This window comes from Halomonas sp. 113, assembly GCF_904067645.1.
Lineage (GTDB): Bacteria > Pseudomonadota > Gammaproteobacteria > Pseudomonadales > Halomonadaceae > Vreelandella > Vreelandella titanicae.
This window is the reverse complement of the sequence record NZ_LR881453.1, coordinates 3,939,276-3,962,178: the sequence shown is the minus strand read 5'-3', so window position 1 is coordinate 3,962,178 and position 22,903 is coordinate 3,939,276. Positions and strand designations below refer to the sequence as shown.

Annotated in this window: 20 protein-coding genes; 5 read left to right on the top strand and 15 right to left on the bottom strand. The window is 57.4% G+C overall.

The features are described from left to right. The first annotated feature begins 24 nt into the window (after positions 1-24). Complete coding sequence (gene elbB / locus YERSI8AC_RS18740) at positions 25-684, top strand: isoprenoid biosynthesis glyoxalase ElbB (RefSeq protein ID WP_159177298.1); 660 nt, start codon at positions 25-27, stop codon at positions 682-684. 104 nt (positions 685-788) lie between these two features. Here elbB and tatC read toward each other — a convergent pair whose 3' ends face one another. From tatC to YERSI8AC_RS18675, 13 genes are all read right to left on the bottom strand, one after another. Beyond that, positions 789-1,580, bottom strand: coding sequence for a twin-arginine translocase subunit TatC (tatC, locus tag YERSI8AC_RS18735; protein WP_159177297.1), 792 nt, complete (start codon positions 1,578-1,580; stop codon positions 789-791). Beyond that, positions 1,577-2,071: a Sec-independent protein translocase protein TatB gene (tatB, locus tag YERSI8AC_RS18730; protein WP_027958640.1), complete on the bottom strand. Its 495-nt coding sequence runs from the start codon at positions 2,069-2,071 to the stop codon at positions 1,577-1,579. Before tatB ends, tatC begins: the two co-directional genes overlap by 4 nt. Before the next feature lie 3 nt (positions 2,072-2,074). Continuing rightward, positions 2,075-2,353, bottom strand: a complete 279-nt coding sequence (gene tatA / locus YERSI8AC_RS18725; protein WP_022522099.1) for a Sec-independent protein translocase subunit TatA — start codon at positions 2,351-2,353, stop codon at positions 2,075-2,077. A 173-nt stretch (positions 2,354-2,526) separates the two neighbouring features. Further along, positions 2,527-2,901: a phosphoribosyl-ATP diphosphatase gene (locus YERSI8AC_RS18720; protein ID WP_027958642.1), complete on the bottom strand. Its 375-nt coding sequence runs from the start codon at positions 2,899-2,901 to the stop codon at positions 2,527-2,529. A 31-nt stretch (positions 2,902-2,932) separates the two neighbouring features. Next, on the bottom strand, positions 2,933-4,555 hold the full coding sequence (gene ubiB / locus YERSI8AC_RS18715) for a ubiquinone biosynthesis regulatory protein kinase UbiB (protein ID WP_022522101.1): 1,623 nt from the start codon (positions 4,553-4,555) through the stop codon (positions 2,933-2,935). Beyond that, positions 4,552-5,208: a ubiquinone biosynthesis accessory factor UbiJ gene (locus YERSI8AC_RS18710; protein WP_022522102.1), complete on the bottom strand. Its 657-nt coding sequence runs from the start codon at positions 5,206-5,208 to the stop codon at positions 4,552-4,554. Before YERSI8AC_RS18710 ends, ubiB begins: the two co-directional genes overlap by 4 nt. A gap of 94 nt (positions 5,209-5,302) precedes the next feature. Continuing rightward, the gene (gene ubiE / locus YERSI8AC_RS18705; protein ID WP_022522103.1) at positions 5,303-6,058 is read right to left on the bottom strand and encodes a bifunctional demethylmenaquinone methyltransferase/2-methoxy-6-polyprenyl-1,4-benzoquinol methylase UbiE; all 756 of its coding nucleotides are present in this window, start codon (positions 6,056-6,058) and stop codon (positions 5,303-5,305) included. Between the two features lie 149 nt (positions 6,059-6,207). Beyond that, positions 6,208-6,591 carry a gamma-butyrobetaine hydroxylase-like domain-containing protein gene (locus YERSI8AC_RS18700; RefSeq protein WP_022522104.1) on the bottom strand — a complete coding sequence of 128 codons (384 nt, stop codon included), beginning with the start codon at positions 6,589-6,591 and terminating at the stop codon, positions 6,208-6,210. 112 nt (positions 6,592-6,703) lie between these two features. Then, a complete protein-coding gene (hslU, locus tag YERSI8AC_RS18695) occupies positions 6,704-8,026 on the bottom strand; it encodes an ATP-dependent protease ATPase subunit HslU (RefSeq protein ID WP_009287441.1) in 1,323 nt (440 codons plus the stop codon). 51 nt (positions 8,027-8,077) lie between these two features. Continuing rightward, the gene (hslV, locus tag YERSI8AC_RS18690; protein WP_007113850.1) at positions 8,078-8,611 is read right to left on the bottom strand and encodes an ATP-dependent protease subunit HslV; all 534 of its coding nucleotides are present in this window, start codon (positions 8,609-8,611) and stop codon (positions 8,078-8,080) included. 138 nt (positions 8,612-8,749) lie between these two features. Further along, complete coding sequence (locus YERSI8AC_RS18685; RefSeq protein ID WP_159177296.1) at positions 8,750-9,484, bottom strand: SPOR domain-containing protein; 735 nt, start codon at positions 9,482-9,484, stop codon at positions 8,750-8,752. Between the two features lie 3 nt (positions 9,485-9,487). Beyond that, positions 9,488-11,173, bottom strand: coding sequence for an arginine--tRNA ligase (gene argS / locus YERSI8AC_RS18680; RefSeq protein WP_009287439.1), 1,686 nt, complete (start codon positions 11,171-11,173; stop codon positions 9,488-9,490). Between the two features lie 277 nt (positions 11,174-11,450). Further along, positions 11,451-13,733 carry a primosomal protein N' gene (locus YERSI8AC_RS18675; RefSeq protein ID WP_022522106.1) on the bottom strand — a complete coding sequence of 761 codons (2,283 nt, stop codon included), beginning with the start codon at positions 13,731-13,733 and terminating at the stop codon, positions 11,451-11,453. A gap of 184 nt (positions 13,734-13,917) precedes the next feature. Between YERSI8AC_RS18675 and rpmE the strand changes: the two genes are divergently transcribed. Both rpmE and YERSI8AC_RS18665 read left to right on the top strand, forming a co-directional pair. Next, positions 13,918-14,133, top strand: coding sequence for a 50S ribosomal protein L31 (gene rpmE, locus YERSI8AC_RS18670; RefSeq protein ID WP_081742600.1), 216 nt, complete (start codon positions 13,918-13,920; stop codon positions 14,131-14,133). 356 nt (positions 14,134-14,489) lie between these two features. Continuing rightward, the gene (locus tag YERSI8AC_RS18665) at positions 14,490-15,761 is read left to right on the top strand and encodes a malic enzyme-like NAD(P)-binding protein (protein WP_022522107.1); all 1,272 of its coding nucleotides are present in this window, start codon (positions 14,490-14,492) and stop codon (positions 15,759-15,761) included. A 71-nt stretch (positions 15,762-15,832) separates the two neighbouring features. Here the strand turns inward: YERSI8AC_RS18665 and YERSI8AC_RS18660 are convergent, their stop codons facing one another. Continuing rightward, entirely contained in the window at positions 15,833-16,651 is an 819-nt protein-coding gene (locus YERSI8AC_RS18660) for an acyl-CoA thioesterase (RefSeq protein ID WP_022522108.1), read from the bottom strand. A 113-nt stretch (positions 16,652-16,764) separates the two neighbouring features. Here YERSI8AC_RS18660 and tadA point away from each other — a divergent pair, with 113 nt between their 5' ends. Continuing rightward, a complete protein-coding gene (tadA, locus tag YERSI8AC_RS18655) occupies positions 16,765-17,235 on the top strand; it encodes a tRNA adenosine(34) deaminase TadA (protein ID WP_022522109.1) in 471 nt (156 codons plus the stop codon). Between the two features lie 10 nt (positions 17,236-17,245). Here the strand turns inward: tadA and mltF are convergent, their stop codons facing one another. After that, on the bottom strand, positions 17,246-18,709 hold the full coding sequence (gene mltF / locus YERSI8AC_RS18650; protein ID WP_009287436.1) for a membrane-bound lytic murein transglycosylase MltF: 1,464 nt from the start codon (positions 18,707-18,709) through the stop codon (positions 17,246-17,248). Positions 18,710-18,917: 208 nt separating this feature from the next. Here mltF and purL point away from each other — a divergent pair, with 208 nt between their 5' ends. Next, positions 18,918-22,868: a phosphoribosylformylglycinamidine synthase gene (gene purL, locus YERSI8AC_RS18645; RefSeq protein ID WP_009287435.1), complete on the top strand. Its 3,951-nt coding sequence runs from the start codon at positions 18,918-18,920 to the stop codon at positions 22,866-22,868. Positions 22,869-22,903 lie beyond the last annotated feature (35 nt).

Below are 22,903 nucleotides of genomic sequence, written 5' to 3'. Positions count from 1 at the left end.
AGACCCTGGGATAAGGAGATAGGCATGACCAAACAGGTGGCAGTGATTTTAGCTGGCTGCGGCGTTTACGATGGCTCGGAAATATATGAGACCACGCTAACCCTGCTGCGCTTGGATCAGTTGGGCATTAGCTACCACTGTTTTGCCCCCGATATTGAGCAGTACCATGTGGTTAACCACATCACCCAAGAAGTAGTGGAGGGCGAGCAGCGTAACGTGCTGCTGGAGTCTGCTCGCTTGGCGCGAGGGGAGATCAGCCCACTGAGTGAATTAGTGGCTAATGATTTTGACGCAGTGATTGTGCCCGGTGGTTTTGGTGTCGCCAAGAACCTTTCGGACTTTGCCAGCGCCAGCGACAATATGCAGGTGTTAGACGCGCTAAAAGAGGCGCTAACAGGTTTTCGCCAAGAGGCCAAGCCGATTGGCTTGATGTGCATTTCCCCTGTGCTGGTGCCACGTCTATTGGATGAGGGTATTGCGGTAACGGTGGGCAATGACCCGGCGGTTTCCGGTGCGATAAGCGCCATGGGTGGGCTACACCGCACCTGTAGCGTAGAAGATATCGTGGTGGATTTTGAGCACCGGGTGGTCACCACGCCCGCGTATATGCTGGCAACGCGAATTAGCGAAGCCGCGACTGGTATTTTTAAACTGGTGGATCGCATTGCAGAAATGATGGACTAAGCTCGCGCTGTGCTGATACAAAGGCCGCCGCCATTGATCATGGCGGCGGCTTTTCAATATCTGGGTATTGCTCGAAGCACTTATCTAAGTACTTTTCTAAGTGCTTAGCTATCGGCTTCTTGCTCTTCGGCAGTCTCGTTTTCCTCTTTGCGCTTGCGCACCAAGCGACCAAACAACAGCCCGACTTCATAAAGCAGATACATCGGTACCGCCAATAGGCTCTGAGAAATCACATCCGGGGGCGTTAGCAGCATGCCGACAACAAAGCAGCCTAAAAGAATATAAGGGCGCTTTTTAGACAGGCTTTCCACCGATGTGGCGCCAGATAAGATAAGCAAGAAGGTCGCGATAGGAATCTCAAACGCTACACCGAAGGCAAAAAACAGCTTAAGAACGAAGTTCAGATATTGGTTAATGTCGGTCATTACGGCGACATTTTCCGGCCCGGTTTGGGTAAAAAACTCAAACAACAGCGGAAAAACAACGTAGTAGGCAAACGCCGCGCCACCGTAGAACAGCGCAACGCTCGACACCAGGATCGGTATCGCCAGCGCTTTCTCATTGTCGTAAAGCCCTGGCGCGATAAACGCCCAGGCCTGATGCAGCACGAAGGGGATAGCGATAAATACTGCCACCACCAGGGTGAGCTTGAACGGCGCTAAGAAGGGCGAAGCGACTTCCGTGGCGATCATTTGCGAGCCTTCGGGCAGCAGCGCCATTAATGGCTCGGCAACAAATGTATAGATATCATTGGCAAAGGCGTAGAGGCCCAAAAAGACCACCAAAATCACGATCACGGCGCGCATTAGCCGTGAGCGCAGCTCGATCAGGTGCTCAATCAGGGGGGCTTGGCTCTGCTCTTCCCGCGGCTCCTTTGAATCGCCAGACATACTCATTGGTGATTACGATCCTTATTAAGTGCAGCCGACTCAGGGTTAGGCGTTTCAGGTTCGGCCTCGCGGGTGGGCGCAGCCGAGGCAGATGATGACGGAGGTGTTTCTTCACGCACCGTTTCCTCTCGCACCGTTTGCAGGGCGTCATCCAATCGAGAGCTGGCCTGGGCAACGCGCTGCTCAGTGTCACTCTTATCAGTGTCGCTCTGCTGCGCTGGTGCAGCGTCTGACGGGCTATCGGCAATGCTCTCTACGTCCAGTTTCGCTTTCTTCAAGCTGTCATCGAGCTTCTTTTGCTGTTCATTGAGCTTTTGGCGCAGCTCTTCTGCTTCCAGTTGGGCGCTGATTTCACGCTGCATACCGGATACCGTACGCTTGATTTTACCAATCCACATGCCCGTCGTACGGGCGGCGCGGGGCAGCCGCTCCGGGCCAAGCACCAACAGCCCGACGACGCCAATCAGCATCAGTTCAAGAAAGCCGATATCCAGCATGGTTTATTTGCGCTCTTCGTTGCGGTCGTGGGCGGCCTGTTTCTCTTCGGCTTGAACGTCGTAAGTGTTGCCCGGCTCTTCATGGCTCACTTTGGCATGGGGTTGGTCGGCGTCCTCTTTGTCCGCCTCTTTATTTTTCTCCTCGTCGTGCATGGCTTTCTTGAAGCCCTTGACCGCCCCGCCTAGGTCGGTGCCCACGTTACGCAGTTTTTTGGTGCCGAAAACCAGAATGATGATGCCCAGCACAATCAGCAACTGCCAAATACTAATACCACCTAACATATGCGTGTCCTCTTGCGAGCAGGTTAACTATCGATTGAGTGCTATCTATTTTAGTGAGTGCTACCTATTTTAGCGCTATCTCTTTTACCACTGAGCCAATGAATACGAGCCCTATGGCTAGGAGCAGTACTACAGTACGCGCGTTACCACTATGCGACAGCCCTATGTGGCAACTATGGCTGGCGGGCGGCTTTTTCCTCGTGTCCGGAAATGCCGAAACGCCGTGCCAGTTCGTCTAAAACGGCCTGATGATCCATCCCCAGGTGTGACAGCATCACCAGGCTATGAAACCACAGGTCGGCGGTTTCAGAAATCAATGCTTGGCGTTCAGCCTCGCTACCATGCTCGGCATCTTTTGCCGCAAGCACTGTTTCTGTTGCTTCCTCGCCTACCTTTTCGAGTATCTTGTTCAAACCCTTATGATGCAAGGAGGCAACATAAGATTCTTCTGCCGCTGCATGGCGTCGCTGCTTTAGCACCTCATTGAGCGTATCCAGCACATCAGTATGGCTAGTCGAATTGTTAGGCGATAATGCGTTGCTGTCCATGGGAATCCTCGTAAACGTTTAGTGCGTCACTCTATTGCCATACCAGCAGCAGTAGGCCAATGGCGGCGGCCGCTAGTATCGGCCACTCCTGAAGTGCAATCCAACCGCTTAATGGCTGCCACGCCAGTGCCAGCGCCAGCAGAATCAAGCCAAGCCGAAGGCGGTAGAGGCGTTTGCCCTGGCGCGCCATCTGCACCCGCATGTCGTTGATCGATTCGACTTGCTGGTGGCGCTGGCGATGCTCGTGCTCCATACGGCTTAGCGCCTGGTGAGCCAGTACGGGCAGCTCGGGCAACTGGTGCGAAAGCTCCGGCGCCTGGCGCTTCAGCGACTCCCATAAACCGCTGACCCCGGCACGCTCTTTCATCCACTGCTCTAAATAGGGCTTGGCGGTACTCCACAGATCTAGATCCGGATAGAGTTGGCGCCCCAGGCCTTCAATATTGAGCAGCGTTTTCTGCAACAGTACCAACTGCGGCTGTACTTCCATATTAAAGCGCCGCGCGGTTTGAAACAGCCCCAATAGCACCTGGCCGAAGGAGATATCTTTCAACGGCTTCTCTAAAATGGGCTCACAAACGGTGCGAATCGCCGCTGCGAATTCGTTAGCGCGGGTGTTTTCGCCCACCCAGCCGGATTCGATGTGCAGCGCAGCGACTTCATAATAGTCCTGGTGGAAAAACGCCAGTAGGTTACGCGCTAAGTAGTCCTGATCTTCCCGGGTCAGGCTGCCGACGATGCCGCAATCGATAGCAATGTATTGGGGATCTTCGGGGTTGTCACAGTTGACGAAAATATTGCCTGGGTGCATATCCGCGTGAAAGAAGTTGTCACGGAATACCTGAGTAAAGAACAGCTCGACGCCGCGCTCTGCAAGCTTCTTCAAATTAGTGCCACGAGCAATCAGGGTATCTAAATCGGCGACCGGAATACCGCGAATGCGCTCTTGCACCATCACATGGCGGCGGGTGAAGGGCCAGTAGATGGTGGGCACAAACAGCAGCGGTGAGTCTTTGAAGTTGCGCTTGAGCTGCGAGGTGTTGGCGGCCTCTTTGTAGAGATCCAGCTCGTCAAACAGCGTGGCTTCGTAGTCGCGAATGACTTCCACCGGACGCAGGCGACGCGCCTCGGGGATTTTGGAGAATAGCTTGGCGACTTGGTACATCAGCGCCATATCCTGACGCATCACGCGATCAATGCCGGGGCGAATGATTTTCACCACCACGTCTTCATCGCCGTGCAGTCTTGCCGCGTGCACCTGGGCAATCGACGCCGAGGCCAATGGCACTCGGTCAAACTCAGCAAAGGCCTCTTCCAGCGACATTTCCAGCGCTTTCTCGACCCGGTCGGCGGCTTGATCACCGGGAAAGGGCGGCACCTGATCCTGCAGGCGTTTCAGCTCATCGGCGATATCCGCTGGCAGCAGGTCGCGACGGGTCGAGAGCATTTGGCCGAATTTAATAAAAATCGGCCCCAGTGCTTCCAGCGACAAGCGCAGACGTTCGCCCCGCGAGCGCTTGCCAACGGGGATCAAACGTAGCGGAGAAAACCATAGCAGCGCCCGGAGCCACCAGGGCAGCCGCTCTAGCGGCAGCAGTGTGTCAAGCCGGTGGCGGCTGATCACCCAGCTTATCCGCAGCAGGCGCAGGCTCATGGGCGCGACTCCTGTGGCGCAAGCTGTAGCTGTTCTAGACGTCGCTGTAAGCGGTTTAGTCGCGCTTCCAGGCGATCGGTCGCCACCTCTAACTCGGTCAGATGCTCGCGCAGTAGGCTACGCTGCTGCCGCCCTGGCAGCAGGCGTGCCTCTTCAAAGACATATTCAGAAACATCCTGCATCAGCTCGTCTTTGGCACGCAGCCCCCAGCGGGCAGCGCGGCGCAGTCCCTCGGCCAGGGAGTGGGCGGGCATATCGCCCAGCCAGCGGGCCAGCTCGCTCTCCCAGTCGATGTCCAGGTCGAAGAGCAGGTCTCGAGTGGCTTCAAGCAGATGGATACGCCCGCGCACCGCCAGCTTGCCGTCAAACATAAGGCGTTCAATCGAGGCGCCGCTGATCCACTCGGAAAACGTTTCCGGGGTGAGCTCTACCACTGCGTCTACGTCGGTTTCATCAACGTCATCGCCGCGCATCAGGTCGAGCCCGGCGTGATGGTAGTGAATGACCAGTGCTAAATGGGGCTGCTCAAGGCGCACCAGTAGACGGCTGCCCGCCAGTGCCGCTAGCCGTTCAGGGGCAGCAGGGTCGCAGGCGAGCAGGGCGTTGAGCGTGCGTTCACAACCGGCCAGCAGCAGGGTCGGGGTTACCAGCATGCTGACCTCTTGGTAGATAGCGTCATCGGCCGCAGGGACGTTGTCTGGCTTTTGGACGTCATGCTGTTTTGCAATGTCGCACTGCTTTGAAATGTCATAACTTAATGCCGCGGTGCAGCGCAACGATACCACCGGTCAGGTTGGTGTACTCAACCCGCTCAAGTCCCGCCTCTTCCATCATGGCTTTAAGCGTTTCCTGATCTGGGTGCATGCGAATCGACTCCGCCAGATAGCGGTAGCTGTCGCCGTCCCCCGCCACCAGTTCACCCATTTTGGGCAGCAGGCGGAAAGAGTACTCATCGTAGGCCTTGGAGAGCAGCGGGTTATTGGGCTTGGAGAACTCCAGCACCAAAAGGCGACCACCGGGCTTGAGCACACGGGCCATGGAGCGCAACGCGGCGTCTTTGTCGGTGACGTTACGTAAACCAAAGGCAATGGTGATGCAGTCGAAGCTGTTGTCGGGAAACGGCAGACTTTCGGCATTGGCTTGAACATACTCGACGTTGCCGCCTACGCCGCTATCCATCAGTTTGTCGCGGCCCACTTTGAGCATGGAGGCGTTGATGTCGGCAAGTACGACTTTGCCCCGGGGGCCAACCAAACGGGAGAACTTAAGCGTTAAATCCCCTGTGCCGCCCGCGATATCCAGCACGTGGTGACCAGGCCGCACACCTGCGCGTTCAATGGTAAGACGCTTCCAGACTCGGTGGATGCCCATAGACATCAGGTCGTTCATCACATCGTAGCGGGCAGCCACGGAGTGGAAAACATCGGCCACTCGTGAAGCTTTTTCATCAACTGGGACTTCCTGAAAACCAAAGTCAGTGGTGCGTTTTTCTGTGGGGCTCATTGGGCAGTAGCTCCCGAATTCGAGGCGATGGCAAATCGACCTTAGGTCTTTTGACCCTGAGATCGACGCGATTAAAAGTTAACGCCATTGTAGCCTTGTCCACCCTGGCTTGTCTGCCTGGCTTCTTGTATAGGATATGAGTCAGGTAGTCACAGTTGCTTGAATTGAATGCTGGCGGGCTCTCGCGAGACACCGGCCTCTTTTAAACGCTGCAAGTAGTTGTTCCAGTAGGCTTCTTGGTGGGTCGCGAGGTCATACAGGTAGTTCCAGCTAAACAGCCCGCTGTCATGGCCATCATCGAAGTGCAGTTTCAGTGCATAGTTGCCCGCCTGAGTAATATTTTGCAGGCCGACATCTTTTTTACCCACTTGCAGTACCGCGGTGTCGCCGCCGTGGCCACGCACTTCGGCGGAAGGCGAATAGACGCGTAAAAACTCAACCGGGAGGTGAAAACTCTCCCCATTGGCGTAGCCAAGCTCCAGCTTGCGGGCCTGTTTATGGTAGTGAACCCTAGTGGGGGTGGGCGCATTCATGATGAAACCTCATCGCTAAGTGTCCATGGCTTATGAACATAGCAGCAAGCCCGCAAAGAGCGGGCTTGCTGTTGCTGACGGTACCAATGCAGATAATAACAGCAGACGCAGCTTACAAAATATACCGCGACAGGTCTTCGTCGACCGCCAGTTCGCCAAGCTGAGCATTGACATAGTCGCCGTCAATTACCAGCGGGCTCTCCATATCGCCGCCTCGGAAAGAGGCTTCTTCCAATAGCCGCTCCATCACTGTGTGTAGGCGGCGGGCGCCGATATTTTCAGTGCCTTCGTTGACCTGCCAGGAGATCTGAGCGATGCGCTCGATACCGTCGGGAGTAAACTCTACGTCCAGCCCTTCGGTGGCCAGCAGCGCTTGGTACTGCTTGGTCAGCGAGGCGGAGGGCTCGGTGAGAATGCGCTTAAAGTCGTTGGGCGTTAGCGCGTCAAGCTCAACCCGGATCGGCAAGCGGCCCTGTAGTTCAGGGATCAGATCCGATGGGCGCGACAGGTGGAAAGCACCGGAGGCTATAAACAGGATGTGATCGGTTTTAACCATGCCGTACTTGGTCGAGACGGTGGAACCCTCTATCAGCGGCAGCAGATCTCGTTGGACGCCCTCACGGGAGACTTCGCCACCGCTGGACTGGCCGCTACCCTTGGCGACTTTATCGATCTCATCCAGGAATACGATGCCGTGTTGCTCGACCGAGTAGACCGCGCGGGATTTGATCTCTTCCTCGTTGACCAGCTTGCCCGCTTCTTCATCGCGCAGCAGTACCAGCGCCTCTTTGACTGTTACGCGGCGGTTTTCACGCTTCTGCTGGCCCATGTTGGAGAACATGCTCTGCAGCTGGCTGGTCATCTCTTCCATACCTGGTGGCGTCATGATATCGATGCCTTGGCCCTGGGAAGAGATTTCGATATCGATCTCTTTATCGTCCAACTGCCCTTCGCGAAGCTTCTTGCGGAAGGTCTGGCGGGTGCCACTGTCTTCCCGCGGCTTGTCTTCCTGGCCACGGGGCGGCGGCAGAAGGGCGTCTAGCACGCGGTCTTCTGCAGCATCTTCGGCGCGGTGGCTAACTTCTTCTTTGGCCTGTTCGCGCACCATCTTGATCGCCGCTTCCATTAAGTCGCGGATAATCGACTCTACATCACGGCCTACATAACCAACTTCAGTAAACTTGGTCGCCTCGACTTTAATAAACGGCGCTTTAGCCAGTTTGGCCAGGCGGCGGGCAATCTCGGTTTTACCCACACCGGTGGGGCCGATCATCAAAATATTTTTAGGGGTGACTTCTGGGCGCAGGTCGTCATCGAGCTGCATACGGCGCCAGCGGTTACGCAAAGCAATTGCCACGGCGCGTTTGGCATCCTGCTGGCCAATAATGTACTGGTCTAGAGCGTGAACAATTTCGCGGGGTGTCATCTGAGTCATATAAGTAACCTTAGTGTGCAGTGAGCGGCGCTTGGGGATCGCGTGAGTTGATTAGCGATCGTCAATCGACAGCTCTTCGAGGGTCACGTGGTGGTTGGTGAATACACAGATATCACCAGCGATCGAAAGCGACTTCTCGGTGATTTCACGCGCCGACAGCTCGGTATTTTCCAGTAGCGCCCGGGCGCTGGCTTGGGCGAAGTTGCCGCCAGAGCCAATGGCAATAATGCCGCGCTCGGGTTCGACTACATCACCGTTACCGGTAATGATCAGCGAGGCGCTGTGGTCCGCAACGGCGAGCAGCGCTTCCAGGCGGCGCAGTGCCCGGTCAGTGCGCCAATCTTTGGCAAGCTCAACCGCTGCCTTGGTCAAATGGCCTTGGTACTTTTCCAACTGCGCTTCAAAGCGCTCAAACAGCGTGAACGCATCTGCCGTGCCACCCGCAAACCCGGCCAGTACCTTACCGCGGTAGAGGCGGCGTACTTTGCTGGCGTTACCTTTCATTACGGTATTGCCCAGCGATACTTGGCCGTCGCCAGCGAGGGCGACCTGATTACCACGACGAACGGAGACAATAGTGGTCATGGAGATAACTCCTTGGGGGAGGCGAGCTCCCGATGACTGGCAGGCCACTCAATAAGCGACCATTGTTTAAGCGTTCACAACAAAATGCGGGCGGCTGATAAAAAATCAACCGCCCGCAGGGTAATCCAGGAGGGATTATTAGTTTTGCAGTTGGATAAGCAGGGGCTCGATACCTTGGGTGTTCATTAAATCCTGGGCCCGGTTCAACTCACGGGTGTCCTCGTAAGGCCCCACTTGTACCCGGTGCCAGGTATTGCCATCCGCCTTTACTTCGCTGATTTCCGCCAGCAGGCTTAAATTGCGCAGTCGGCCACGCAGCTGTTCGGCGTCGCTGGCTTCACGAAACGAGGCCGCCTGAAGCATATAGCGCCCTGGGGTATTGGTGGCCGCTTCATTCTCCTGAGCCGCCGATACCTGATCTTCAGGTCGGGTGTTGGCGGCAATCACCTGGGCGATGGGGTCGTCGCCTGCAGCGCCAGAGGCCGCAGCACTATCGGCTGTCGGTTCGGGAGCCTCCGGGCGCACAACGCTTGAAGGCAGAGAGACGCCGGGGGCAATGACCTCGGTTTCCGGCAGCAGGGTATAAAATTCAAACGTCGGCATCGACGGTTCAGCGGCTTCCTCGGTTTCCCGAGCGGCGGCGCGCTCTTCGCTACCCGAGGGCTTGGGCAGTACCGTGGCTTGAGGCGCTTCGTTCTGCTCTTGCCAGGGGGCGGTGCCGTGCTGGTGCTGAGCCAAAAAGAAGCCCGCCGCCATACCGGCAAGACCCCACAGCCAGCCGGGTAGGCGGAAGTCGCCGCCTGAGCTGCGTTTGGACTTGCGCTGCGATGTGGCTCCGCGGCGGGGGGCGGGCTTTTTGCGCGGGCTAGCCATTGCTTACATCTCCTCTGGGGCGCTAACCCCCATTAAGTCAAGCCCGTTGCGCAGCACTTGACGGGTGGCGAGGCCTAGTGCCAGGCGCGTATTGCGCAGGGTGTCGTCTTCGACCATTACTTTGACGGCGTTGTAGCAGGTGTGGAAGTCGCCGGAAAGGTCGAGCAAATACTGGGCAACCTGCTGTGGCTCGCGGTTTCTGGCGGCGGTTTCCACTACTTCAGGGAAGCGCGCTAGCCGGTTAAGTACGGCTTTCTCCTGGTCGCTGTCCAGCAGCGCTAGGTTGGCCAGTGCCAAGGCGTGATCAAACGGCTGGTCGGCATCCTGGGCTTTGCGCAGCATGCTGCAGACCCGGGCGTGGGCGTACTGGATGTAGTAGACCGGGTTGTCATTCGACTGGGAGCGGGCCAGGTCGATATCAAAGGTGAGCTGCGAGTCGGCGCGGCGGGCGGCGAGGAAGAAGCGCGTGGCGTCGCGGCCCACTTCGTCGATCAAGTCGCGCACAGTGACATAGCTGCCGGCGCGCTTGGAGAGTTTTACCTCAACGCCTGAGCGGGTAACCATGACCATCTGGTGGAGCACGTAGTCGGGCCAGCCTTTGGGAATGCCTACTTCCAGTGCCTGTAAACCGGCGCGTACGCGGGTGACGGTGGAGTGGTGGTCGGCCCCCTGCTCGTTGATCACGGTTTTGAAACCGCGCTGCCACTTGTCCAGGTGGTAGGCCACATCAGGCAGGAAGTAGGTGTAGCCACCCTCGCGTTTGCGCATTACGCGGTCTTTGTCATCACCGAAGTCGGTGGTGCGTAGCCACATGGCACCATCTTCTTCATAGGTGTGGCCTGCGCTCACCAGTTTTTCAACAGTGGCGTCCACCTTGCCATCTTCATAGAGTGAGGACTCTAGGAAATAGACGTCAAACTCCACACCGAAGGCTTTTAGATCCAGATCCTGTTCGCGACGCAGCCACGCCACGGCAAACTCTTGAATGGCGTCTAAATCATCCGGGTCTTTTTTGGCAGTGACTTCGCGGTCATCGGCACTGACCGTTTTGCCTGCCAGGTAGTCGTTGGCCACATCGACGATATACTCGCCGCGATAGCCGTCTTCCGGCCAGCTATCGTCGTCAGGGCCTAAGCCTTTCACCCGCGCTTGTACCGAACGCGCCAAGTTGGCGATCTGGGCGCCAGCGTCGTTGTAGTAGAACTCGCGGGTGACATCAAAACCGGTGGCTTCGAGAAGGCGGCATAGGCAGTCGCCAATCGCTGCGCCCCGACCGTGACCTACGTGCAGCGGGCCGGTGGGGTTGGCGGAAACGAACTCGACCTGCACTTTCTCGCCTTTGCCGACCATGCTGCGGCCAAAGGTGTCGCCGCAGTCGAGTACCTGGGCAACGATTTGCGCTGCGGCATCGGCGGCGGCGAAAAAGTTGATAAAGCCGGGGCCCGCAATCTCGGTTTTTTGGATAGCGTCGCTTTCGGGTAGCGCTGCAACCAGCGCGTTGGCTAATTCACGCGGATTTTTGCCTGCCGGCTTGGCTAACATCAGCGCCAAGTTGGTGGCGTAATCGCCGTGGGCCTTGTCTTTGGTAGGATCCACTTTGATGGTGGGCTGAAGGTCGTTTGGCAGCACGCCTTGGTGCTTGAGCGCGGTGATCGCGCCTTCGAGCAGAGAAACTATCGTATCTTTCATGTGGGTATCCGGTTACGTCTGTGGCGGCGTGTGCTAACGCGCAGCAGTAAAGGTGCGTCGGCAAAGCGGCTATTATCGGCAATTGAGCCGCAGTTTCAAAGGCGTGTTGCTAAACAAACGGTTCTGTACATGTATTGGTGTCGAGGACAGGTTTCCGCGAGGGCGCTGTTGACCCCTCCCTGGGCGCTACTTTTTCCGTCCATGGAAAAAGACCCTCACTACAACCTGCCCTGACACCAGTTATGTAAATCGCTGTTTTAACTGTTATATACAAGTACTAAGCGAGGGTTTGTGGGTCGATATCAATCGACCAGCGTACCTTGCGGGCCTCTCGATTGGCTTCAAGCCACTGCACCAGCCAGCTAACGGCCGGGTGTAGTTGGCTGCGTTTATCGGCTGCCAGCATAACGTGTAAATGGTAGCGGTTCTGGCGTCTTTCCATCGGCGCGGGCACAGGCCCCAGGCAGCGGGTGGCTACGCCGGTCTCTTTTAACCATTGGCGCAGGGCTTGAGCGGCCTGTTGCGCCATGGCCAAAGCGGCCTCCTCTTTGGGGCTTTCGATGCGTAGCAGTGCCATAAAACAGAACGGGGGCAGCTGGGAAATGCGCCTTTCTTCCAACATATTGCGCGCAAGGGCCCCGTAGCCATGTTCAGCCAATTGGCCCAAGTGTGGGTCGTCGGGGTGGAGGGTTTGCACCAGCACTCGGCCTGGGTGGGCGGCGCGACCGGCACGGCCCGCTACTTGTTCAAGTAGTTGGGCGCTGTGCTCCAGAGCGCGAAAATCAGCGGCGTAGAGGCCGCCGTCGGCATTGACGACCACGACAAGTGTGACGTGGGGTAGGTGGTGCCCTTTGGCGAGCATCTGAGTACCGACCAACACGCAGGGTTCGCCGCGCTGAATCTCTTTTAGTACCTGTTCAAAACTGTCCCTGCGCCTAGTACTGTCGCGATCGATGCGGTGGATAGTGGTTTTCGGGAACAGCGTTTGCAGCGTTTCTTCAGTGCGTTCTGTGCCGCTACCCAAGGCGCGCAGGTCGCCGCTGCCACACTCGGGGCAGGCGTCCGGCAGGGCGCGGCGGCTATCGCAGTGGTGGCAAGCCAGTAGGGGGGGCTGGCGGTGTAGCGTCATGCGCGCATCGCACTGGTGGCAATCGGCCATCCAGCCGCAGGCGTGGCAGGCAAGTGTTGGTGCAAAGCCGCGCCGGTTGATAAAAATCAGCACCTGCTTGCCAGTGCTCAAGGTGCTTTTAATCGCTTTGATGGCACCGGGCAGCAGGCCGCCCTGGCGGCGCTGGTGGCGTAGATCAATCAGCTCCAGCTTGGCTGGCGGGTGCTGGCTGGGGCGCTGGGTCAGGCGTAGGTGGCGGTAGGTGCCGCTAAGCGCTTGGTGCAGACTCTCCAGGGAGGGTGTGGCACTGCCCATCAGCAGCGGGATTTTATGGTAGTGGGCCCGAGCCACGGCTAAGTCGCGGGCGTGGTAGCGCAAACCGTCGTGCTGCTTGTAGGAGCCGTCGTGCTCTTCATCGACAATAATCGCGCCGGGGTTGGCCAGCGGGGTGAAAATCGCCGAGCGGGTACCGATGATAATGAGCGCCCGGCCGCTGGCGGCGGCTTCCCACACATCTAGCCGTTCGGGGTCGGTGAGGCCTGAATGCAGCGCCACCACGGGTACCCGAAAGCGGCTTCTAAAGCGGGCGAGTGTCTGTGGGGTTAAGCCAATTTCCGGTACCAGTACCAGCGACTGTTTCCCCTTGGCGGCGACGGCTTCAATAAGCTGCAGGTAGACTTCTGTTTTGCCGCTGCCGGTGACACCCTCGAGTAAGCAGGGGTGATAGCCATCGAGTTTTTCATGCAGTGTGGCTAGCGCCGTCGCCTGTTCACGGTTAAGCGGCAGGGCCGGTGTTGCCAGTAAGTTGCCGCTGGGTGGCGTTGGGGCAGTGAGGATGTGTTCCTGGCTGGATGCGAGGCCTTTCTTCTCCAGCGCTAATAGCTGGTCGCGGGCAAAGCCGTGGGCGCTAACCGCACGGCCAGGCAACCCATGAGGGTGTTGGCGCAGCAGCGCATGCAGCTCGGCTTGCTTGGGCGCTCGGCTGAGTATTTCTTCTGCGCCTTCGCCTTGGGCAAGCCAGAGAGTCTGGGTGCGCCCAGCCATGGGGTGCCCCTGGCGTAGCCGTGCAGGCATGGCGTGGTGCAGGGTGTCGCCTAGGCTGTGCTGATAATAACGGGCGGCAAAACGGCATAGCCATAGCCAATCCTCCGGCAACGGGGCATCATCCAGCGCTTCGCTGATGCTACGCAGTTGGCTGCGCGGAAGGTCGCTGTGGTCAGCCAATTCGACGACCACGCCGACGACTTCGCGGCGCCCAAAGGGCACTCGCACTCGCAGCCCCGGCTGCCAGCCGCAGGGAGGCGTTTCCCTGGAAGGCAGGTAGTCGAACAGGCGGCGCAGCGGCGAAGGCAGCGCTACCTTGAGCACTTGATCGAGTGCTTGGGAAGATCTTTGGGACGGTCTTTGAGACTGCCCTTGAGAATATGCCTGCGAAGAAAAAGAGTCAGCCAATTGGCCTCCGGCGTTAGTTTTGCTAGAATATGCGACCGCTCTGAATCCTAACGATCTTTATCGATCTATTTGTAAAGACCTATCGTAACGACAGAGCGGCTAACCGGTTAGTCGTTTTTTCCAAACCCGTATGCGGTACCTGGCACGAGATCAGGTGGCGGCATATAGCTTCGTGAGGCTCGAAATGAGACAAGGTATTCACCCGAATTACAACACGGTCACCGCCAGCTGTTCTTGCGGCGCCACTTTCCAGGTAGGTACGACCTCTGGTCAGGACTTCTCCTTGGATGTGTGCTCTAACTGCCACCCGTTCTACACTGGTAAGCAGAAGCAAGCGACCACTGGTGGCCGCGTAGAGCGTTTCAACAAGCGTTTCGGCGCTGCTGTTAAGCGCGGCTAATCCCAGTCGGATAGCCATATCGCCAGCATGCCTGTTCATATCAGGCTATTCCTATAAGGCTATGCTCGCGCAAAACCCACGCCTCGGCGTGGGTTTTTTGTGAGCTGGATATGCTTGCTGCATGAATTTTATGTGAAAAAAATTTCCATAAATTCTGTTATGCAGCAATAAGTAAAGCATTATGAGTAAAGCCTGTTTGCATAAGTTTCTGCAAATAGTGGCTAAAAGTGACGAATGTGAAGATAAAATTCGGTTAAACGAGCGTTTTGTCGTAAGTTGACGGCGCGCTTGAGGCGCTATGGTTTTTTCTATATTCTGAAACGACTTATCTACTTTATGTTAACTGGACTCTGACCATGACGGATGCAAATAAGCAGGCTGCTTTGGATTATCACGCGAAACCGATTCCCGGTAAGCTTTCGGTGGAGTTGACCAAACCCACCGCGACAGCACGGGATTTGGCACTGGCGTATAGTCCAGGCGTGGCTGAGCCAGTACTTGAAATTGCCCGGGATGCGGAAAATGCCTACCGCTATACCGGCAAGGGCAATCTGGTCGCCGTGATTACCGATGGCAGCGCTATTCTGGGTTTGGGTAATCTGGGCCCGCTGGCGAGCAAGCCAGTGATGGAAGGCAAGGGCGTGCTGTTTAAGTGCTTTGCAGGCATCAATTCGGTGGATATCGAAGTGGATGCGGAAAGCCCCCAGGCGTTTATCGATACCGTCGCGCGCATTGCCGATACCTGGGGCGGGATTAACCTTGAAGACATCAAGGCGCCGGAGTGTTTTGAAATTGAGAAAGCACTGGTTGAGCGCTGCAGCATCCCGGTCTTCCACGATGACCAGCACGGCACCGCAATTGTGACAGCGGCCGGTATGCTTAATGCCTTGGATATCGCGGGCAAAAAAATTGAGAACGTCAAGATCGTTTGCATGGGCGCAGGGGCGGCGGCGATTGCCTGCATGCGGTTGCTGGTCTCCTGTGGTGCGAGTAAAGAGAACTTGGTAATGCTGGATCGGCGTGGCGTTATTCATACTGATCGCGAAGGTATCAACGAATATAAGGCTGAATTCGCCCGTGATACCGAGATGCGCACCTTGGACGATGCCATCGACAATGCTGACGTCTTTATCGGCCTGTCAGGCCCGGGGCTGCTGTCCGCTGATCAGGTGAAGAAAATGGCGCCAGATCCGGTGATTTTTGCCTGCACCAATCCGGATCCGGAGATCCATCCTGACGTTGCCCGGGAAGCGCGCCCGGATGTGATCATGGCCACCGGCCGTTCGGACTTCCCGAACCAGGTCAACAACGTGCTGGGCTTCCCGTTTATCTTCCGCGGCGCTTTGGATGTTCGCGCCACGCGCATTAATGAAGAGATGAAGCTGGCCGCGGTGCATGCCTTGAAAGACTTGGCCCGCGAGCCGGTTCCTCAGGAAGTGCTGGACGCCTACGAGCGCACCGAGATGAGTTTTGGCCGCGAGTACATCATTCCCACGCCGGTCGATATTCGCCTGCTGGCGCGGGTTTCCTCGGCGGTGGCGCAAGCTGCGGTTGATTCTGGTGTCGCCCGTAAGCCTTTCCCGGCGCACTACCCGCTGCAGTCAATTAATGATGTTTATGGCGGCTAAGGCACTGCGCCCTGGTTAGTCGATTTACGCCCGCTGCTTAGCGGGCGTAAATGTTTTGAGAGATTATTTATTTAGCTTTGAGAATAGCGTGTTAACCCTTCCTGAGCGGTGGAGGCCACTAAGCGGCCATCGCGGCTGTAAATATGCCCCCGCGCCAGCCCGCGAGCGCCGCCTGTCCAGGGTGAGTCGATGACGTATAACAGCCAATCGTCAAGGCGGGTGTCCTGGTGGAGCCACAGGGCATGGTCAAGGCTGGCAATGCGTAGCTTGGGGTCTCGGTACTCAATGCCATGGGGAATCAGGCTGGTGGTCAGCAGATTGAAGTCAGAGGCGTAAGAGAGCAAGTGGCGGTGCAACGCCGGGTCGTCTGGCAGCGTGCCGGAAAGACGAAACCATAAGCATTGGCCAGCAGGTGTACCGTTGTCGGGGTTGCCGGGTAGATGCACAAACTCAATCGGGTGACCGGGAAAGCGGTCATGCTTGGCCTCGCCGTTCTCGATTAACGCTTCGGGTGTCGGCACATCCGGCATGGTGCGCTGATGGCTAAAGCTCGCCTCAGCGCTTTGAAAGGAGGCGCTGCAGAAGAAGATTGGCCGGCCTTTTTGAATGGCAGTGACACGACGGGTCGTGAAGCTGCCGCCATCGCGGATGGTATCCACTTGGTAGACAACGGGGCGATGTGGGTCACCAGGACGCAGAAAGTAGCCGTGCTGAGAGTGCGGGCGGCGCTCAATGGGCACTGTGCGCGCAGCGGCTGCAAGCGCTTGGCCGAGTACCTGACCACCATAGAGCTGAGGAAAGCCTAGATCCTGACTCTGGCCACGATATAGCGTCTCTTCCAGCGTTTCTAGCTCCAGTAACGCTACCAGTTTGTTCAGCGCGTCTGTCATTCTCGGTATCCTTGCGGCTGTCTCAATCGAATGCTGTCGATGAAAGTGAGTTGCTACGACGGGGGACAACCCTTTCATACGATCGTTTAGCTACCTTAGCGGAGTTTACGTTTATGCGCAGCGATGAATTTTACATGCACCGGGCGCTTGACCAAGCACACTTGGCCGCTGCGGCAGGTGAGGTGCCCGTGGGGGCGGTTGTCGTCGATGCGCAGGGGGAGATCATAGGCGCTGGCTGCAACGCCCCGGTAGCCAGTTGCGACCCCAGCGGCCATGCGGAAGTTCGTGCGCTGCGCGAGGCGGGGCAGCAGCAGGGGAACTATCGGCTTGAGGGCTGCACGCTGTTTGTCACCTTAGAGCCGTGCATGATGTGCGCAGGGGCGATGATACATGCTCGCCTAGCCCGTTTGGTTTACGGTGCTGCTGAGCCTCGGGCTGGCATGGTTGAATCAAAGGCTAACCTACTGGCGCAGCCGTGGTTCAACCATCAGGTCGCGGTGACTGGCGGTGTATTAGCAGCACCCTCGCAAAAATTACTGAAGCGTTTTTTCACCGCGCGACGCGATCAACTTAGCCAGAAATAGTTAAGAAGTGTTAATCAAGCGGCGGCACAAGTTCGAACAATAGCAGTGGATCATCGTTGACTGACGTTTGTTCTAGTTGGAAAAACTGCTGGCGGCTACGTTCAACATACTCAATCATTTCGTAGTAGCGACGGATATTGCGTACGTATATTACTGGCTCGCCACCACGGGCGTAGCCATGCCGCGTTTGGCTGTGCCATTCACGCTGCTGTAGCAGGGGCAGTGCGGCGCGTACATCCGTCCAGCTGTCGGGGTCACCGCCTCGCATCTCGGCAATCTTACGGGCGTCGTATAAATGCCCTAGCCCCACATTATAGGCAGCCATGGCCATAAAAAGCCGGTCATCACCGGTAATGCTTTCCGGTAGGCGGTCTTTGATGCTGCGCAAATAACGGGCACCGCCATCAATGCTTTGGGCCGGGTCGGTGCGGTCGCTGATGCCCATCTCGCTGGCAGTGGGGTTGGTTAGCATCATTAAACCACGCACCCCGGTCGGCGAGACCGCATCTGGATCCCAGTGCGACTCCTGGTAGCCCACGGCCGCGAGTAGCTTCCAATCAAAACCTGTTTCCTGGGCGGATTGCTGGAATAATTCAGTATAGCGAGGCAGGCGTGCATCCAGATGGTCAAGAAAGGTGCGGGTACCGACATACTCCAAGTAGTCGTCATGACCGAAGTAGCGGCTGACTAGCTGATCTAGCGTGCCGCTCTCCTGCAGGTCTTGGAGGAAGCGATTAGCAGCTTCGAGTAACCCCAAACCGCGACCGCTGGGCACTGCCCATGCCATGGAGAGCGGGTCGCCGAGGATAAAGCCACGCTCAACGTTGGGGAAAAACAGCCGGTTTAACCGAAATTGATGCTCAAAAATAACCGCTGCGTCCAGGGTGCCGTTTTCAACCCGGGCCAGCAGTTCGGCGACCTCCAACTCATGGGACTCTTTCCAGCTTAGGGTGGGGTGGCGTTTCTGGAGATCGCGCAGTGCTTCGCTGGTACCCGCTTCGCTAAGCGTACCAAGCTCCAGGCCTACAAGGTCGCTTGGTTCACTAATACCATTAAGCCCGCGCCGGTATACTACCAGCGGCTGCATCTTGATAATCGGACGGGTGTAGTAAACACCAGAGGGATTAGGCAGCAGGGGTAGCGCTGCCGCGCCCAGGTCGCCGCTCTCACGTACCGCCGGCAGCACGCTTTCAGGGTGATGGCGGGCGTTAAGGTTAAGACTCACCCCTAGATAGTCGGCAAAGCGGTGCATTAGCTCGTACTCAAAGCCGGTAGGGCCCTGGCGACCTTGGTAATAAGTGGTGGGTGTATTACGGGTGTGAACGGTAATAAAATCTTTTGCAGTGATCTGAGTCAGATGCTCGCCGGGAGGAACCAGGGAGAGGGTGGGCACCAGAGTCAGAAGCGTAATCGCTATTAGCGCATAATAAGCGCTGGCACGGGCTACAAAATGTCGGCAAATCAACGTCAGCATGGCGTCTTGTCGGCATGAAACAAGCTGCCACGATACCCAGCCAGGGGCAGGCTGTCACCTTGTTGATTTCGTGTGACGGCTGGTTTCCAGTATCATAGGCGTTTTCCGGTACCACATTATCTGTGTTTTCCGGCACCATAAAAGCACGGCCGCCTAGCGGCCCGGTGATTTCCCTGCTCGAATTTCCCTGCTCTAGAGGCTTCAGGATATGCTCGAACTGCGAGGCGCGCCCGCCCTTTCTGCCTTCCGTCATGCTCGGCTGTTAACGGTGCTGCGTGAACGTGTTCCCGAGGTGGAAGCGCTGTCTGCCCACTATGTTCATTTTATCGATGTTCACTCCCATGAGCGCCGCGAGGAACTGGATGACGCTGCCCGCGAACGTTTGGTGCAGTTACTTGATTACGGTACTCACTCGAGCGTAGAGGTTCCTGAGCGCGCCCAGCGCTTTTTGGTGGTGCCGCGCCTAGGCACCCAGTCGCCCTGGTCATCCAAGGCGACTGATATCGCCCACAACTGCGGCTTGCGCCAAATTAGCCGCATCGAGCGCGGCATCGATTACCGGGTCAGCTTCACCGCGATGCCGGACGAAGAGAGTTTGAGCGCGCTGGCGGCACTGCTACACGACCGTATGACCGAAACCGTGCTAGCCGATGCCTCGGACGCCGCTAAGCTGTTTGCTCAACACGACCCGGCACCGCTGGGCAGTGTGGATATTCTTGAGGGTGGCCGGGATGCGTTGGCAACGGCCAACCAGGCGCTGGGGCTGGCGCTGGCAGAAGATGAAATCGACTATCTTGTCGATGCTTTCAATGAGTTGGGGCGTAACCCCAGCGACGTTGAGCTGATGATGTTTGCTCAGGCCAACTCTGAGCACTGCCGTCACAAAATCTTCAACGCCGATTGGATGATCGACGGCGAGCTGCAGAGCCACTCGCTGTTTAAGATGATCAAGAATACCTTTGCGTCGTCGCCGGACAATGTTCTCTCGGCTTACAGCGACAATGCCGCTGTGATCAAGGGCAGTCAGGCTGGGCGCTTCTTTGCCACGCCGCTGACAGGCGTTGACGACGAGCGCGCACTCTACGCCACTCATCAGGAACCCATTCATATCCTGATGAAGGTAGAGACCCATAACCACCCCACAGCGATTGCCCCTTTCCCAGGCGCGGCGACCGGCTCCGGTGGAGAAATCCGTGACGAAGGTGCTACCGGCATTGGGGGCAAGCCCAAAGCGGGTCTTTCAGGTTTTACGGTTTCCAACCTGCGCATTCCAGAATTCGTACAGCCCTGGGAAGCCTTTGATTACGGCAAGCCAGGGCGTATGGAGTCGGCGCTCAATATTATGCTCGAGGGCCCCATTGGGGGCGCCGCGTTCAACAATGAATTTGGCCGCCCCAATCTAACCGGCTATTTCCGCACCTACGAGCAGGAGTCACTTAACGACGGCGGTATCGAGCGGCGCGGTTTCCATAAGCCGATTATGCTCGCCGGTGGTTATGGCAATATCCGTGCCCACCATGTTCAGAAGGGTGATATCCCTGTCGGCGGCAAGCTGATTGTGATGGGTGGCCCGGCGATGTTGATTGGCCTGGGCGGCGGTGCAGCCTCCAGCATGGCCTCCGGCACTTCCAGTGCCGATTTGGATTTCGCTTCGGTGCAGCGTGAAAACCCTGAGATTGAGCGCCGTGCTCAAGAGGTGATCGACCGCTGCTGGGCGCTGGGGGATCACAACCCGATTCGCTTTATCCACGATGTTGGCGCGGGTGGGCTCTCCAATGCGTTGCCCGAGCTAGTAAAAGATGGCAACCGTGGTGGTCGTTTTGATCTGCGCGCGGTGCCCAACGCCGAGCCGGGTATGAGCCCGCTGGAGATTTGGTGTAATGAGGCCCAGGAGCGTTACGTGCTTGCGGTTGCACCAGAGGATTTGGATACATTTGATGCCCTGTGCAAGCGCGAGCGCTGCCCCTATGCGGTAGTCGGCGAAGCCTTGGAAGAGCACCATCTTGAAGTGCGCGACGGCCATTTTGAGAGTAAGCCGGTTGACCTACCGATGAGCGTGCTATTCGGCAAAGCACCCAAGATGCAGCGCGAATTTGAGCGTCGCAATCCGGAGCTCTCCGGCATGATGCTGGATAATCTTGACCTGCGCGAAGCACTTGATCGCGTACTGCGCTTACCTACCGTGGCCTCCAAAAGCTTCCTGATCACCATTGGTGACCGCTCTATCACCGGCCAGGTGGCTCGCGACCAAATGGTTGGCCCCTGGCAAGTGCCGGTAGCCGATGTAGCGGTGACCACGGCAAGCTTTGATACCCACACCGGTGAAGCCATGGCCATGGGGGAACGTCCCCCGGTAGCCTTGATCAACCCTGCTGCTAGCGCTCGCTTAGCGGTGGCCGAAGCGATTACCAATTTGGCGGCAGCACCGATTGCCAAACTGAGCGATATCAAGCTCTCCGCTAACTGGATGAGCGCGGCGGATCACCCAGGTGAAAATCAGGCGCTTTACGATGCGGTTTATGCGGTAGGTATGGAAATGTGTCCGGCGCTGGGCATTGCGATTCCGGTGGGCAAAGATTCGATGTCGATGCGTACCGCTTGGCAGGATGAGAACGAGCAGGGCGAATACGAAGAGAAGAGCGTGACGTCGCCCCTTTCACTAGTGGTGACCGGTTTTGCTCCGGTGACCAACGCCCTGGCGACGCTCACGCCGCAGATCAACCTGGATCAAGACGAGTCGGATTTGATTTTGGTCGACCTGGGCAACGGTCAGAATCGGTTGGGCGGCTCCGCTTTGGCGCAGGTGTATGGCCAGGTGGGCAATGACTGCCCCGATGTGGACGACCCGGAAGATATCAAAGCGTTCTTCGAAGTCATTCAAGGCCTGAACCGCGACGGCAAGCTGCTGGCGTATCACGATCGTAGCGATGGTGGTCTGCTGGTCACGCTGCTGGAAATGGCCTTTGCTGCCCACGCCGGGCTTGAGATCAAGCTCGACTGGATGATCGACGAGCCAGTGGAGGCGTTGAACGCGCTGTTCTCGGAAGAGCTGGGTGCCGTGATTCAGGTCAATCGTGAACACACTGAAGAAGTGCTGGCGCAGTTTGCCGTGGCGGGTATCGAAACCTGTGGCGTCATCGCCCGCCCGCGTTACGATGACCAGGTGCGCGTCACGCTGTTTGAAGAGCCTTTGCTGGAAACCACTCGTCAGCTTACCCAGCGTACCTGGACAGAAACCAGTTACCGTATGCAGGCGCTGCGCGACAACCCCGAATGCGCCAAGAACGAATACGACAATCTGCTCGATGGCCGCGACCCGGGGCTATCTGCCACGCCCACCTTTGATATTAATGAAGATATCAGCGCGCCTTATGTCAACACAGCTAAGCCTGCCATGGCGGTGCTGCGTGAACAGGGCGTCAATGGCCAGGTAGAAATGGCCTGGGCTTTCGATAAGGCCGGGTTTGAGGCGGTGGATGTGCATATGAGCGACATCCTGGCGGGGCGTGTTTCGCTGGAAGAGTTCAAAGGGCTTGTGGCCTGCGGTGGCTTCTCCTACGGCGACGTGCTTGGTGCTGGCGGTGGCTGGGCCAAGTCGGTGCTGTTTAATGAGCGCGCCCAGGAGCAGTTTGCGGCGTTCTTCGCCCGCGACGATAGTTTCTCGCTGGGCGTATGTAACGGTTGCCAAATGCTCTCGCAGTTGAAATCGCTGATTCCTGGCGCTGAAAACTGGCCGACCTTTGTGCGCAATGAGTCCGAGCAATTTGAGGCCCGCGTTTCCATGGTGCGGGTTGAAAAGAGCCCCTCGATTCTGCTCGCCGGTATGGAGGGCTCAAAACTGCCCATCGCCGTTGCTCATGGTGAAGGGCAGGCGGAGTTCCGAGACAGCGCTCATCTGCGCAGCATGCAATCGAGCAACCAAATTGCTCTGCGCTATATCGATAACTACGGCCAGGCGACCACGCGCTACCCGGCAAATCCCAACGGCTCACCGGCGGGCATTACCGGTCTGACCACGCCGGATGGCCGGGTGACCATTATGATGCCCCACCCTGAGCGCGTTGCTCGGGCGGTTACCAACTCCTGGCGCCCGGCAGAGTGGACTGAAGATGGCGCCTGGCTGCGACTATTCCGCAACGCTCGGGTTTGGCTCAACTGATTCCAGTAATGCTCCAGATAGTGCGTTGGGCATAG